The sequence below is a fragment of the Roseixanthobacter pseudopolyaromaticivorans genome (assembly GCF_043195145.2).
Classification (GTDB): Bacteria; Pseudomonadota; Alphaproteobacteria; order Rhizobiales; family Xanthobacteraceae; genus NCEH01.
The window spans coordinates 4,257,868-4,271,954 of record NZ_CM195539.1 but is presented as its reverse complement, the minus strand read 5'-3'; the positions used below and the strand labels follow the sequence as shown (position 1 = coordinate 4,271,954).

The following is a 14,087-nucleotide window of genomic DNA, read 5'->3' as shown; positions in this document are numbered from 1 at the left end:
GCAGACGAGCGCGCGAACACGCGATGGGAAGAACGTTCGAGGCATCGGCGCACCTTCGGGCAAGGAGACTGCGGGACCAGGGTCGTGTCCCGGATCAGCGGGACTAAACGCTCTAACTTATTGTATTGTCGCATTTTCTTCACGCGAGCCGGGGTCCGCTTCGCTCGAAAATGCTCTAGAGACCGGAAACATAGCGGATGAGGGCCTCGCGGTCGTGGGCGGGCAGCTTGCCATAGCGCGCGAGAGCCGAGGATGCCTCCCCGCCATGCCAGGCGAGCGCCGCTTTCACGTCCGCCGCGCGCCCATCGTGCAGCAGGCCGGTGCCGCGCGCGAGCGCCTGCGAGAGGCCGGCGAGCGGCGCGGTGCGCCAAGCCCGCCCGGCGGCGGCGGGTGTGTCGAGCCCGTCGTCGAGCCCGGGGCCGAGATCGTGCAGCAGCACGTCGGTGAATAGGGCCGCCGTGCCGCCGCTCTCCAGCGGCAGGTTCGGCCGGTGGCAGGCGGCGCAGCCGGTGGCGGCGAACAAGCGGGCGCCGGCCGCATCGGCCCGCGCGCCGGGCACGGGAAGGTCCGCCACATAGGCGACGAGGGCATTGAACAAAGCGGGGGAAATCTCGCTCTCCCCCTCGCGCGTCACGCCGTGCGGCGCGGCCCGGCACAGGGGCTGCGCCGGGGTGCAATCGCCCCAAGGTTCCGGGAGGAGCGGCGTCGAGAGGCCGAGATCCAGATGGAACGCCTCGGCGATCTGTCCGGAAAGCGTGGGCTGGGCCGCTTTCCAGCCGAACCGGCCCAGGGTTTCGCGCCCGTCCGCGCCGATGACACGATGGGCACGGCCACGCACGCTGTCGCCGTCGCGGTCGTCCGGGTCCTCCAGCGCCAGGATGGCGGCCTGCGGCACCCGTTCCAGCAGCCCGCGTCCGCGCAGGTCCGGCGCGACGCGCAGGCGTGGCACCGTGTCGGGAGCAAGCGGGCCATAGGCGAGCGCGCTCAGCACCGGCATGCGGGTGACCCGCCCCGCATCGTCGCGGCCCTCGCGGATGCGCACGATCGCCTCGGCATCGAGGCCCTGCACCGCTTCGGTCTGCAGCCGGGCGCCATACACCGGGTCGGGCGCCCCGCCCGTCCGCGCGAGCGCCACCACCAGCCCGTGGCCGAGCGGCGCGCCATCGGCGCCGAGGCGCGCCGTGCCGCGTCCGTCCTTGGGGTGGCAAGCGCTGCAGGAGCGGGCATCGAACAGCGGGCCGAGCCCGTCATTGCCGCGCGTGGAGGAGGGCGCCGGCACCCAGGGCCGGTCGAACACGGCTTTTCCCACGGCGATGTCGAGTTCGTCGGCCCGGCCCGTGCCGGCACCGAGCAGGCAGAGAGCGGCCGCGAACAGGGCGCGGACCAGCGCCCGACGCATCAGGCGATGCTCACATAGCCCATCATCCCCGTCTCCATATGGTCGAGGATGTGGCAATGGAGCACCCAGTTTCCCGGCGCCGCGACGAAGGCGATTTCGGCGGTCTCGCGCACCGCCAGCAGCACGGTGTCGGCATAATGGCGCGGCCGCTTGGACTTGCTGGCCGAGATCACGTCGAACACATGCCCATGCAGGTGGATGGGGTGCAGATGCTGGGTGGGATTGGTGAGCGAGAGCACATAGGAGCGCCCCGCCACCAGGCGGGCGAGCGGCACCGGCATGGGCTTGGTGCCGCCGGTGGGCCAGGAATTCTGGTTGATGGCCCAGAAGGTGCGCGGGCCGGTGCAATATTGATCCACCAGCGCCTTGGCGAGCGGGTCGTCCGGGGACAGGCCGGCGGCCACATTGGCGGCCTCGTCGGTGGCCTGCTGGAGGCTGAGGGCGATTCGCTCGGCCTTGCGCAGGTCCGGCTTCGGCACGTTCGGCGCCGGCAGGGCGATGGGCTTGAACGGGCGCTTGTGGAACGTCGAGGCCGTGGCCTCGATCCGCGCCAGCAGGAAAGGTTCGCCGCCGGTTCGGTAGTCGTAAATCGAGACGCTCTGCCCCTCGGCGGGCATGCGCACGTGCAGGTCCAGCCGCTGGGAGGAGCCGAGGTCGCAGGTATCGAAATCCGCGGGCGGCACGGCGTGGCCGTCATAGGCGATGATGTAGCCCTCGGCCTCGCCGGTGCCGACCTGAACGGTGCGGGTGGAATCCAGATTGAGGATGCGCAGGCGCAGGTCCGCATGCGCGGGCGCGGACAGCAGGGCCGGGCCCACGCCATTGACGCCGCGCACGGTGCCGTAGGTGCCGGCCTTGGAGGCGCCCTCCTCGGTGAGGAAGGGCAGGAAGGCGCCGTCCGGCGACAGCCGCCAATCCTTGATGACCAGGATATGCTCGGCCTGGAAGGGGAGCTTCTCCTCCTCCTCCACGATCAGCACCCCGGCGAGGCCGCGTCCCACCTGGCCGGTCTCGTCGCAATGGGGGTGGAAGAAATAGGTGCCGGCATCGGGCAACGGCACCTCATAGGTGAATTGCCCGCCGTTCGCGGGGATCAGCGCCTGCGTCAGCCCCGGCACGCCGTCTTGCGCATTGGGCAGGCGGATGCCGTGCCAATGCACGGTGGTGCCGACCGGCAGGCGATTGTCCACGGCGACCTTCAGCCGGGTGCCGCGCCGGGCGCGCACGACAGGGAAGATCGTGTCGTTGAAGAGAAAGAGATCCTGCGCCTGCGTGCCCGGCCCGAGCAGGGTGCGCGGGCTGATGCGCGGCGTCAAAGCGAGCGGCTGGATCGGCGCGCGCGGGTCGGTGGCCGCGGCGGCCTGCCCAAGGCGCTGCGGCAGGAACCCGCTGAGGGCTCCTGCCGCGAGGCCGGTCAGAAGGGTGCGCCGCGTGAACATCTCGTTCAGTGCGTCTTCACCTTCGAGGGATCGTCCAGGCTCTTGGAGCCTTCCACCTTAATCTTCACGCCGAGGGCGGCGACCGCCTGCTCCAGCGCGCGGGTCTGGGCCACCAGGGCATCGATGCCGCGCTGGATGCGGGCGTTGCCCTCGGTATTCCCCTCGCCGATCATCTGGTCATAGGCTTCCTTGCCGCTGTCGGCGGTGTCCTTGATGTCCTTCAGGGCAGCGAGCGCGGCGTCCATGCGCTCCTTCACCGTGGCCGCCACCTTGGGGTCCTTGGCGGCGACGAGATCGGCCACCGAGGGACCCTGCACCACGCTGCCGTCGAGGCGGGTGTAGCGGCCGTTATAGATGCCGGTGATGCCGACTTCGTCGTAATAATGGGAATTGTGGGTGTTGTCGGAGAAGCAGTCATGCTCCTCCTCGGGGTCGTGCAGGATGAGGCCGAGCTTCATGCGCTCGCCCGCCAGTTCGCCATAGGAGAGCGAGCCGAGGCCGGTGAGGATGATGCCGAGCCCCGCCTTGTCGGACTTCGTGAGCACGAAGGCGCGCGCCTTGCCCTTGGCGCCCCAGTCCGAGACCATCTCCTGCAGATCGGTGACCAGCAGATCGGTGGCGGCCTTGAGATAGGCGGCGCGACGGTCGCAATTGCCGTTGGTGCAGGCCTTCAGGTCATAGTCGGTGGCGGGGCGATTGCCGGCGCCGGCCTTCGTGCCGTTCAGGTCCTGTCCCCACAGCAGGAATTCGATGGCGTGATAGCCGGTGGTGACATTGGCCTCCACGCCCGCCGCCTCGGCCAGCGAGGCGATCAGCTTGGGCGTGATGGTCGAGGTGTCCACCATCTTCTTGCCGACGCGGATCTGCTTGTTGGCGATGATGTTCGCCTTGTAGAGCGGGTTTTCATCGGAGCTGTCGCCATAGGACGGCGCCACATAGTCGATCAGGCCCTCGTCGAGCGGCCAGGCGTTCACCTTGCCCTCCCAGGCATCCACCACCTTATTGCCGAAGCGGAATCCCTCGGTCTGCTGGTAGGGAACGCGCGCGGCCTTCCAGGCGTCGCGCGCCTTGGCCAGGGTCGCGTCGGTGGGGGCGGCGAGGAACGCGTTCACCGCGCCCTGCAGCGTCTTCGCCGCGATCAGGCTGTCGCCATACATGGCCTCGGCCAGATTGGCGTAAGTGAAGAGAACGTCTTTAATCTTGGGTGCCGGTGCGGGTTGCGCGCTGGCGGTAGTAATTGCGGACAGCGCCGCAAATCCCAAGGCAAAGATGAAAGTCTTGGCGCGTATCACAGCAAATGCTCCCGCGTCGCCCGGCAGAAATCGCAGGGCCACCCCGCATCAGCCATAACCGAGGGGGAGATGTCCCGCAAGTTGAGCGCGCAAACTTGGAATGACTACAGGCTGGATGCTTGGCGCATAAAACCCGGACGCGAGGGAAGCGGTCAGGCGCGGCGGCGCAGGATCTTCAGGCGGCCCAGCAGTTCGGCGACCGCTTCGGGCGGCAGCAAAGCGATTTCCTTCGCCAGCAGATTGGCGAGTTCGGTCGCCTCCGGCGTTAGGCCGGCGGTGTCCACAGTGACGCGGGGATGGGACACCTCGGCGAGGCGTTGGAGGTCCTCCGCCTCGTCCCAGATCACATTGAAATAGGCGATCACCCGCTGCACCAGCGGCCAGGTGGGGCGCCCGCGCTTGCCGTTCTCCAGCGCCGAGAGATAGGTCGGCGTCACGCCCACCGCATGGGCCATCTCGCTGAGGGTCACGCCCTTGCGGGCGCGCAATTCGCGCACCCGGCGCCCGAACGGGGTCATGCGCGCACCCTCATGGTTGCGCCGCGCCGCGCCGCCGGCGGATGCGGATATAGAGCGCGCCGTCGCCCCCATGGCGGCGCGCGGCGCTCTCGAAGCCAACCACATAGGGCCGCATGGCGGCGTCGGAGAGCCATTGCGGCACCGCCCGGCGCAGCACGCCGCGCTCCGGCGTGCCGGCCATGAACACGGTTTCCGGATCGCCCTTGCCGGTGATCACCAGCACCAGAGCATGGCCTGCGGCCTGCGCCTCCACCACGAACATCAGCAGCCGGCGATGGGCGGCCGCCTGGGTGAGGCCATGCAGATCAAGCCGGGCATCCACCTCGCCGCCCCGCGTCAGGCGGCGCCGCACCTTGGGTTCGAGCACCGAGAGCGGCGGTGGGGCGGGGGCCTCCAGCGCGCGGCGCGCGGCGGCGGTGCCGGTGGGCCTCAGGATGCGCTTCTTGGCGGGGGGCGCGGCCGGTTCGCTCGCGGGGCTCTCCGCCTCCGGCGTCGGTGGCACAGGCGCTGCAACGGGGGCGGGCGGCGGCGCGAGGGGGCGCGGAGCGGCGCGCAGCGGGGCAACCGAGCGCACCACATGCTGCCAGAGCGCGCGCTCCTCCTCGTTCAGCAGCCGCCTGCGGCCCCGCCGGCTCATGGCGCTTTCGCCCGCACCGGCTGGAGGCGCGGCACCAGGAGAGTGAAGGCCCCGGGATGGCGGATGCGCCCGGCCACCGCCGCGGCGGCATCGCCGGCCCCGAAGAACAGATCGGCCCGTGCCGGCCCGACGATGGCGGAGCCGGTATCCTGCGCGATCATCAGGCGGCGGAAAGGGTCGGCGCTGGTCGCGTGCGCCAGCGGCAGAGGGGCGTCGATGAAGATCGGCGTGCCATAGGCGTGGAGCGCGCGGTCGATGGCGATGGAACGCCCCGCCGTCAGCGGCACGCCCTGCGCGCCCAGCGCCCCCGCATCGGCGGCGAGCGGCACGGCGCGGAAGAACACGAACGAGCGGTTCTCCCGCATCAAATCGCTTCCCGCCTGCGGGTTCTGCTCGATATAGGCGCGGATGGCGGCCATGGACATGGCCTCGCGCGAGACCAGCCCGCGCTGGATCAGCAGGCGGCCGACGGGCGTGTAGGGATAGCCGTTATGGCCGTCGTAATTGAGCCGCAGCGCCTTGCCGTCGGGCAGGCGGATGCGCGCCGATCCCTGGATCTGCATGAAGAACAGATCCACCGGATGGGCAATATAGGCGATTTCCAGCCCGCGCCCGGCGAGCGCGCCGCTCTCGATCTCCGCGCGATCATAATAAGGCACCAGCCCCTCTCCGGCGCGGCGCACCGCGCCGCCCTTGTTGCTGCCGGCCGGGCCGGTGGGGATGAGGTCCGCCGGCCGGCCATAGACCGGCACCTTAAATTCGGGGGTGGGGGTGAGCGAACCGTCCAGCTCGGGCTCGTAATAGCCGGTCAGGAAGCCGGGCGGGTTCTTCTCCGGCACGATGGTGTAGGGCCGGAAATTGGCCTCGAAATACAGCCGCGCGACGGCTGCGGAGGCGGTCTCGGGGGCGAGGGTGCGCACCAGGCGGCGGGCATTGTCGCACGCGGTGCGCAGGCCCGGCACCAGCGCGGGATTGTCCGGCGGGCCGACCTCCGCGGGACGGGCGCGCAGGGCGCCGCAACTGGCGAGGAAGGTGGCGAACGCGGCCGCCTGGTCGTCCTGCGCCCAGCCGGGCAAGGCGGCGTAGCTGATCGGGTCCAGCCGCGCGCCGGCGATCTCCGGCCGGGAGACGGGCGCGAAGACCGGCCGGCCGGCGAGGCCGCTAGCCGCCGCCGGCGGGATTGCGAGCCCGGTCGCGAGGATGAGAGCAAGGCCGGCAAACGCAGCGCGCTGTCTGAAGAAGGCGGGGCGCGCGGTGGCGGTCTGCTTCCGGCGCGCTCGCGCTGTTGGAAGGCCGGACATTACGGAGCGTAGCAAAACGAGGAGGGGTCTGCCGGCCTGCCGGCTTTCGCCTTTTCCAAACCTCCCCCGCAAGCGGGAGAGGGGGCGAAGGAGAGGCGCGCTGTGGGCCGGTTCCGCATCCGTGCCGCCGCCGCGCCGCGCCGGTGTGGCAGCGGCGTCAGCGGCCTGCGGTGGGCGCGCGGGCGCCATCGATGGGCCTTACTGCGCCGCTTCGGTGGCGACCAGCTTCCAATTGGGGTCGCGGGTGCCGAGATCGCGCGCGAAAGTCCACACGTCGGTGACATCGGACACGCTGTCCGGGCTGCCGTCCGCCACCGAGCCATCCTTGGCGCGAGTCACGGAAATCAGCTTGGAAACGAAGCGCACCGTGACCTGGGCGGTGCGGCCGCGCACGTTGGCGTCCACGAGGTCCGCCGTATCGATGGAAACGAAGCGCGATTCCATGGTCTCGCCCCGGCTCTCGCGATCGGCGATGGCGGCGACGAAGCCGTCATAGACGTCCTTGGCCAACAGGTCCTTGAGCTGGCGCCGGTCGCCGTTGGCGAATGCGAGCACGATCAGCTCATAGGCGCCCTTGGCGCCGGAGAGGAATTGCTTCGCGTCGAAATCCGGCTCGATAGCGACGATCTGGTCGAGCGCCAGGGCCACCGGAGATCCCTCGGTCGTCACGCCCTGCCAGCGGAAGCCGGGCGGAGTATCGTCGTTCACCGGCGCGCGGGCGGGCAGGTCGCTGTTGCGCTCCGGCAGGGTCACCACATTGTCGGCGGGGGCCGGTGGCGGGCGCGTGGCATCGCGCGAATAGGGGTCGTAAGGGGGCCGTTCCTTGCCGGTGCGCTGGCCGAGCACCGAGCGCAGACGGAAGAAGATGAAGACCGCGAGGGCCAGGAAGATGATCGTGTAAATGTCGAGCACTGCGCTTCGCCATGCCTCCGGCTGCGCGGACGAGCCGCCACCGCCAATGTTGCCGCCGCTTGAGGCCCCTCGCCATCCCGAAGGACGCCAAGCGACCCCACCCCTGGGACACGACCGACCCTCGGTTCAGATGGATATCCTAACCGGCCGCATTCCGAAACCCGCCTTCTCGGCCAACGCCGCCCCGCGCGGGCGATAAACCGATATCCCTCTATATGTACGTTGTCCGCGCGCCGCCGCCACCCCCTCGGGCGGCCTGACGGTGAATAACCTTAGGGCAGGGTTCCGTGATGCGCCACATGCGCCACCGCGCCGCACGCTCCGTTGACCGCTGCCCCATGGTCACATACTCTGTTTCAAACGATTAAAAGAATTTGCCGCCGCCACCCAAAGGCCACGCCAATCAAGGCCGGGGGAGGCGGCAAAGGGGCCGCTCGAGCCCCCAACGGGAGGAAGCGCATGAAACGATTGCTCGTCGCCGGGCTTAGCCTCGCCATGTCCGCATTGCTGCCGCTGGGGGCCGCCAGGGCGGCCTATCCCGACCGGCCGATCACGCTCATCGTGCCCTGGGGCGCGGGCGGCGGCACGGACGCGGTGGCGCGGATCATCGGCTCGCTGATGGAACGCGACCTCGGCCAGCCGGTGGCCGTGGTGAACCGCACCGGCGGCCAGGGCGTGGTGGGCCATCAGGCGATCGCCGACGCGCCGCCGGACGGCTACACCATCGGCCTGCTGACCGTGGAAATCGCCATGATGCACTGGGCCGGCCTCACCAAGCTGGACCCCTCTTCCTACACCCCAATCGGCCTGGTGAACGAGGATGCCGCCGGCCTCCAGGTGCGCGCCGATTCCCCCTACAAGACGGCGAACGACCTGATCGAAGACATCAAGAAGAGCCCCGGCAAGTTCAAGGCGTCCGGCACCGGGCAGGGCGGCATCTGGCATCTGGCCGTGGCCGGCATGCTGTCCTCGCTGAAGGTGGACCCTGCGAGCGTGCCATGGGTGCCGAGCGCGGGCGCCGCCCCCGGCCTGCAGGACCTGATGGCCGGCGGGGTGCAGATCGTCACCTGCTCCCTTCCCGAAGCGCGCGCCCTGATCGACGCCGGGCGGGTGAAGAGCCTCGCCGTCATGGGCAAGGAGCGCTCCAAGCTGATGCCGGACATCCCGACCCTGAAGGAAGCCACCGGCAGCGACTGGACCATCGGCGCATGGCGCGGCATCGCCGGGCCGAAGGGCCTGCCGAAGGAGATTTCCGACAAGCTCATCGCTTCGGTGAAGAAGGCTTACGAAAGCAAGGAATACCAGGAGTTCCTCACCAATCGCGGGTTCGGCGGGCGGTGGGCGGAGGGCCCCGCGTTCGGCACGTTCATGGCGCAGAGCGACACCGCCCTCGGCGCGGTGATGAAAGAGGTCGGGCTATCGAAATAGCTGCCTGCCGCTCACGGGCTTGTTTCGCCCCTCATGCCAACCCTCTCCCCGGCGGGGAGAGGGGGCGTCGAAAGAGTCCTTTGCTGCAAAGGCGGGACGCTAGATTCACCTTTCCCCGCCGGGGAGAGGTCGGCCGCGAAGCGGACGGGTGAGGGGGCGCCGGCCATGCCGACGCGCGCGCCCCCGTCAGATGGGCCGGAGTGCCGGTAGACCCCCCGCAACAGGGGATCATCCCAATGAACGTTTCATGCGCACCCAAGGACTGCACTATGCGCGTCAATGATCTGATCCTCGCCATCGCCGTGATGATCGGGGCCGCGGCGCTGGCCGCCGCAGCCTCGACTTTACCGCCCATTCCGGGCCAGAAGTTCGGGGCGGACGTCTTTCCCATGGCCATAGCCGGCGGCCTGTTCCTGTGCGGCCTCGTGCTGGCGGTGCAGAGCCTGCGGGCCGGCGCGGGGCCGGCGCTCATGCTCGGTTGGGCAAGGGAGATGCCGGCCCTCCTGCGCGCCGGGGGCACGCTGGCGGCGGTGGCGCTCTACATGGTGCTGGCGCCGCTGACCGGCTTCATCATCGCCTCCACACTGATGCTGCTGGCTCTGTTCCTGATGCTGAAGGTGCGCCCGCTCACAGCCGTGCCGGTGGCGCTGATCGCGACGCTGTGCGTCTATTATTCCTTCGCCCACGGCCTGCGCGTTCCGCTGCCGCGCGGCCTCATCGAGGGCATGCTGTGATGGGCGCCATCGAAGCCGGTATCGGCCTCGTGCTGCATTGGCACGTCATCCTCACCATTTTCATCGCGGCGGCGTTCGGCCTGGTGGTCGGGGCGATTCCCGGCCTCACCGCCACTATGGCCATCGCGCTGCTGGTGCCCATCACCTTCTTCATGGATCCGATCTCGGCGGTGGGCGCCATGATCTCCTGCTCGGCCATGGCGATCTTCGCCGGCGACATTCCGAGCACGCTGATGCGCATGCCCGGCACGCCGGCCTCCGCCGCCTATACCGACGAATGCTACGCGATGACCCGCAAGGGACAGGCGGAGGTGGCGCTCGGCGCCAACGTGCTGTTTTCCGCGCTCGGCGGGCTGTTCGGCACGGCGGTGCTGATCGTCTCGGCGCCGCTGCTCGCGGAGGTGGCGCTGGGCTTTTCCTCGTTCGAATATTTCTGGCTCGCGCTGCTCGGGCTCACCTGCGCCATCTTCATCGGCTCGGGCTCGCCGGTGAAGGGGCTGATCTCGCTGTTCCTCGGCCTGTTCGTGGCGTGCATCGGGCTGGACAATCCCGCCGGCATCCCGCGCTTCACGCTCGGCAATACCGACCTGATGAGCGGGGTGGATTTCATCCCCGCCATGATCGGCCTGTTCGCGGTGTCCGAGGTGATCCGCGCCATGGCCTCCGGCGCCAAGGACTGGGAGGTGAAGCAGACCTCGCTCGGCAATCCGCTGCGCGGCTGGGGCACCATGTTCGTCAAATACTGGCCGCAGCAGATCCGCGGCAACATCACCGGCACCGCCATCGGCATCCTGCCCGGTGCGGGGGCGGATATCGCGGCCTGGGTCTCCTATGCCATGAGCCGGAAATTCTCCAAGACCCCGGAGAAATTCGGCACCGGGCACGTGGAAGGCATCATCGAGAGCACCTCGTCCAACAATGCCGCGCTCGCCGGCGCCTGGGTGCCGGCGCTGGTGTTCGGCATTCCCGGCGACAGCATCACCGCCATCGTCATCGGCGTGCTGTATCTGAAGGGGCTCAACCCGGGGCCGACGCTGTTCCTCAACAATCCCGAATCCATCTATGCGGTGTTCTTCATCTTCATCATCGCCAACCTCGCCATGATCCCGCTTGGGCTCGCCGCGCTGAAGGCGGGCACGGCCCTGCTGCGGGTGCCGCGCCGCATCCTGATGCCGGTGATCCTGCTGTTCTGCGTGGTCGGTGCGTTCGCGGTGAACAATTCGGTCTACGGCATCGTGGTGATGCTGGGCTTCGGCGTCCTCGGCTTCTTCATGGAGGAGCACGACGTGCCGATCGCGCCTTGCGTGCTCGGCATCGTGCTTGGCAAGATGCTGGAGGAAAGCTTCGTCACCTCCATGATCAAGGCCGATGGCGACCTGCTGGGCTTCTTCTACCGGCCGATCTCGGCCGGGCTCGGCATCGTCACGCTCGCGGTGCTGCTGCTGCCGCTCTGGAGCCTGCTGCGCCGGCGGATGGGGGCGCCCCGGCCGGCCTGAGGGGGCAGATTCCAAGGCCGGAAGGGCGGCGTCCTGGCCCCGCCCTTCCGGTGTCTTGCCTTGATTACACCGGAAAGGCCGCCCAATCGTAGGGGCTCGACGTTTTCTGCCCATGGATGCCTGATGCCCGCGACGCTCCTTCTTGCCGATATCGGCGGCACCTCCACGCGCATCGCACGCGCCAGCCATGACGGCACGCTGTTCGACCTGCGGGTGGAAGCGAACGATTCTTATGCCAGCCTGGAAGACCTCTTCGGCGTCTATCTGTCCAACATCGGCGGGCCGCGCCCACGGGCCGGCGTGTTCGCAGTCGCCGGCCCGGTGGACGGCGACGATGTGAAGATGACCAATCGAGACTGGCATTTCTCCCGTCCGGAGCTGGCCCGCGCGCTGGGGCTGGACGCGCTGACCGTGCTGAACGATTTCGCCGCCTTGGCGCATGGGGTGGTTCGCCTCGGCTCGCAGAACCTCGTGACCGTCGGCACGGGCAAGGCGGTCGAGGGCGCGCCGATTCTGGTGTGCGGCCCCGGGACCGGTCTCGGTACCGCGCTGGTGCTGCCGCGGGGCGAGGGCTATGAGGTTTTGCCCGGCGAAGGCGGGCACGTGCGCTTCGGCGCCGTCACCTCCGAGGAGGCCCGGGTGCTGGCCCATCTGGTGCAGGATCTCGGGCCCGTGAGCGTCGAGCATGTGCTGTCGGGGAGCGGTCTGGTGCGGCTGCATCGCATCCTCAGCGGGGAGGTCGCGACCTCCCATTCCATCATCACCGCGGCGCTGTCGGGCCAGCGCAACGAGCGCGAGACCTGCCACGTGTTTTTGCGCCTGCTGGGCCGGGTGGTGGGGGATTTCGCCCTGCTGACCCTGGCGCGGGGCGGCGTGTTCATCTCCGGCGGGGTCGGGGCGGCGATGGCGCAATTGTTCGCCGAATCCCCGTTCCGCGCGGCGTTCGAGGATCACCCGCCCTATCAGGCGCGCCTCGCCGCCATCCCCGTCCGGGTGGTGGTGCATCCCACCCCGGGCCTCGTCGGCGCGGCGGAAGTGGGCCGTCGCCTGCTCGCCACCCTCGAACCCGCCTGAGGTCGGCGCGGAGTATCCGCCCCCTAGGCGCGGCCCGCCATCTGCCGCCAGCGCAGGAATTCATGCACGGTGGGCGACTGCTCGCGCCGCCGGTAGATCATATACACATCCGCCACCAGGGCCGGGGCGATGGGCACGAACACCACGTCGTCGCTGGTGAAGGCGGCGGTGGAGGCCGGCACCAGGGAAACCCCGAATCCCGCCGCGATCAGGCTCGGGATCGATTGGGAATCCACCACCTGCTGGGAGATCCGCGGCAAAAACCCGGCATCCACGCAGCAGCGCTGAAGATAGCGGGCGAATTCCGAGGAATCCGGATGCAGCATCACATGCTCGTCCGCGCTCAATTCGGCGAGGCCGACATGGGGCCGCCCGGCGAGACGATGGCCCTTCGGCAGGATCACTGAGATGGATTCCTGCCACGCCAGCGTGCTCGCCAGTTCCGCGCTGTCGGCCACCGAGCGGTTGAAGCTGATGTCGGTGCGCAGCTCCAGCACCGCCTTCACCTGCAGCGCCGGGGCCTGCTCGAAAATGACCGTGCGCACGTCGGGTGCGTGGCGGCGATAGGCGGAGAGCCATTGGGCGAGGCCGCCGCGCAGGATCGTGCCGGTGGCGCCGATGGCGATGGTGCCGCTGCGCCCGGCGCCGATGGCCTTCACGTGCAGGCGGGTGCGCGCCGCCTGCTCCAGCAAAGCGCGGGCCTGCGCCTCCAGCTCCTGGCCGGCGGCGGTCAGCTCCACCCGGCGGCTGGTGCGGGTGAACAGCCGCGTGTCCAGCTCCGCCTCGAGCTGGGCGATCTGCTGGGAGAGCGGCGGCTGCGAGATGTTCAGCCGCGCCGCCGCCCGGGTGAAGGACAGCTCTTCGGCCACCGCGAGGAAATAGCGAAGCTGGCGCAGATCCATATTCAAAACATATCGATTAAGTCCAACGATATATTGGACCTATCCCTGCTGCGGCGCAACACTGATCCCAATAACCGGGCACTGGCATCGAACTTGCTGCCGTGAAGCACCGGTGGGGAACAATCGCAAAACAGGAACTTCCAGATGACACGGGTGAACAGCTTCCGTTTCGGGTGCGCCGTCGCGGCGCTTGTGGGTGTGTTCGCGGCCGGCGCCCTGCGCCCCGCTTCGGCCGATACTTTGGCCGATATCGAAAAGGCCAAGGTCATCAAGATCGCCGTGCCGCAGGATTTCGCGCCGTTCGGCTCGGCCGGGCTCGATCTCAAGCCGGTGGGCTATGACATCGACATGGCCAATTACATCGGCGAGCAGCTCGGCGTGAAGGTCGAGATCGTGCCGGTCACCAGCGCCAACCGCATCGCCTATCTGCAGACCAAGAAGGTGGACCTGGTCATCTCCAGCCTCGGCAAGAATCCCGAGCGCGAGAAGGTGATCGATTTCTCGGTAGCCTATGCGCCCTTCTTCTCCGGCGTCTACGGCCTGAAGGGCGAAACCTCGGCCAAGTTCGACGATCTCGCCGGCAAGACGGTGGGTGCGACGCGCGGCTCCATCGAGGAGCAGGAATTGACCAAGAGCGCGCCGGCTTCCGCCACCGTGAAGCGCTACGAGGACAATAACGCCACCATCTCCGCCTTCATCTCCGGCCAGGTGGACCTGATCGCTACCGGCAACACGGTGGCCGCCGCGATCGCCGAGAAGAGCCCGGCCCGCAAGCCGGAGCTGAAGTTCATCATCAAGAACAGCCCCTGCTATGTGGGCTTGAACAAAGAGGAGCCTGCCCTCCTCGCCAAGGTGAACGAGATCATCACCAAGGCGAAGGCGGACGGCACGCTCGCCAAGTTTTCCGAAAAGTGGCTGAAGGCGCCGCTGCCGGCGGACTTCTGATCCGCGCTCG

13 protein-coding genes are annotated in these 14,087 nt (G+C 68.8%); 5 read left to right on the top strand and 8 right to left on the bottom strand.

Annotation, left to right across the window (positions count from 1 at the left end):
* Nucleotides 1–175: 175 nt before the first annotated feature.
* The 7 genes from V5F68_RS20015 to V5F68_RS19985 all read right to left on the bottom strand — a co-directional run bounded on the left by V5F68_RS20015 (nucleotide 176) and on the right by V5F68_RS19985 (nucleotide 7,498).
* On the bottom strand, nucleotides 176–1,399 hold the full coding sequence (locus tag V5F68_RS20015; protein WP_394015809.1) for a di-heme oxidoredictase family protein: 1,224 nt from the start codon (nucleotides 1,397–1,399) through the stop codon (nucleotides 176–178).
* On the bottom strand, nucleotides 1,399–2,838 hold the full coding sequence (locus tag V5F68_RS20010) for a multicopper oxidase family protein (protein ID WP_394015810.1): 1,440 nt from the start codon (nucleotides 2,836–2,838) through the stop codon (nucleotides 1,399–1,401). Before V5F68_RS20010 ends, V5F68_RS20015 begins: the two co-directional genes overlap by 1 nt.
* A gap of 5 nt (nucleotides 2,839–2,843) precedes the next feature.
* Nucleotides 2,844–4,130, bottom strand: coding sequence for an imelysin family protein (locus tag V5F68_RS20005; protein WP_394015811.1), 1,287 nt, complete (start codon nucleotides 4,128–4,130; stop codon nucleotides 2,844–2,846).
* 152 nt (nucleotides 4,131–4,282) lie between these two features.
* Nucleotides 4,283–4,648, bottom strand: a complete 366-nt coding sequence (locus V5F68_RS20000) for a helix-turn-helix domain-containing protein (protein ID WP_348843734.1) — start codon at nucleotides 4,646–4,648, stop codon at nucleotides 4,283–4,285.
* Between the two features lie 10 nt (nucleotides 4,649–4,658).
* On the bottom strand, nucleotides 4,659–5,285 hold the full coding sequence (locus V5F68_RS19995) for a Smr/MutS family protein (protein WP_394015812.1): 627 nt from the start codon (nucleotides 5,283–5,285) through the stop codon (nucleotides 4,659–4,661).
* Nucleotides 5,282–6,586 carry a murein transglycosylase A gene (gene mltA, locus V5F68_RS19990; protein WP_394015813.1) on the bottom strand — a complete coding sequence of 435 codons (1,305 nt, stop codon included), beginning with the start codon at nucleotides 6,584–6,586 and terminating at the stop codon, nucleotides 5,282–5,284. The genes V5F68_RS19995 and mltA overlap by 4 nt, the downstream gene beginning before the upstream one ends.
* Before the next feature lie 198 nt (nucleotides 6,587–6,784).
* A complete protein-coding gene (locus tag V5F68_RS19985) occupies nucleotides 6,785–7,498 on the bottom strand; it encodes a Tim44/TimA family putative adaptor protein (RefSeq protein WP_394015814.1) in 714 nt (237 codons plus the stop codon).
* Between the two features lie 459 nt (nucleotides 7,499–7,957).
* Between V5F68_RS19985 and V5F68_RS19980 the strand changes: the two genes are divergently transcribed.
* The 4 genes from V5F68_RS19980 (at nucleotide 7,958) to glk (ending at nucleotide 12,230) form a co-directional block, all read left to right on the top strand.
* The gene (locus V5F68_RS19980; RefSeq protein WP_394015815.1) at nucleotides 7,958–8,926 is read left to right on the top strand and encodes a Bug family tripartite tricarboxylate transporter substrate binding protein; all 969 of its coding nucleotides are present in this window, start codon (nucleotides 7,958–7,960) and stop codon (nucleotides 8,924–8,926) included.
* A 269-nt stretch (nucleotides 8,927–9,195) separates the two neighbouring features.
* Nucleotides 9,196–9,660, top strand: coding sequence for a tripartite tricarboxylate transporter TctB family protein (locus V5F68_RS19975; protein WP_394015816.1), 465 nt, complete (start codon nucleotides 9,196–9,198; stop codon nucleotides 9,658–9,660).
* Nucleotides 9,660–11,156, top strand: a complete 1,497-nt coding sequence (locus V5F68_RS19970) for a tripartite tricarboxylate transporter permease (protein WP_394015817.1) — start codon at nucleotides 9,660–9,662, stop codon at nucleotides 11,154–11,156. Before V5F68_RS19975 ends, V5F68_RS19970 begins: the two co-directional genes overlap by 1 nt.
* Nucleotides 11,157–11,279: 123 nt before the next feature.
* Complete coding sequence (glk, locus tag V5F68_RS19965) at nucleotides 11,280–12,230, top strand: glucokinase (protein WP_394015818.1); 951 nt, start codon at nucleotides 11,280–11,282, stop codon at nucleotides 12,228–12,230.
* A gap of 23 nt (nucleotides 12,231–12,253) precedes the next feature.
* On the opposite strand, the gene V5F68_RS19960 is transcribed toward glk, so the two are convergent.
* Complete coding sequence (locus tag V5F68_RS19960) at nucleotides 12,254–13,132, bottom strand: LysR substrate-binding domain-containing protein (RefSeq protein WP_394015819.1); 879 nt, start codon at nucleotides 13,130–13,132, stop codon at nucleotides 12,254–12,256.
* Nucleotides 13,133–13,276: 144 nt separating this feature from the next.
* On the opposite strand from V5F68_RS19960, the gene V5F68_RS19955 reads away from it, so the two are divergent.
* Complete coding sequence (locus V5F68_RS19955; RefSeq protein ID WP_394015820.1) at nucleotides 13,277–14,077, top strand: transporter substrate-binding domain-containing protein; 801 nt, start codon at nucleotides 13,277–13,279, stop codon at nucleotides 14,075–14,077.
* The last annotated feature ends 10 nt before the right edge of the window (nucleotides 14,078–14,087 follow it).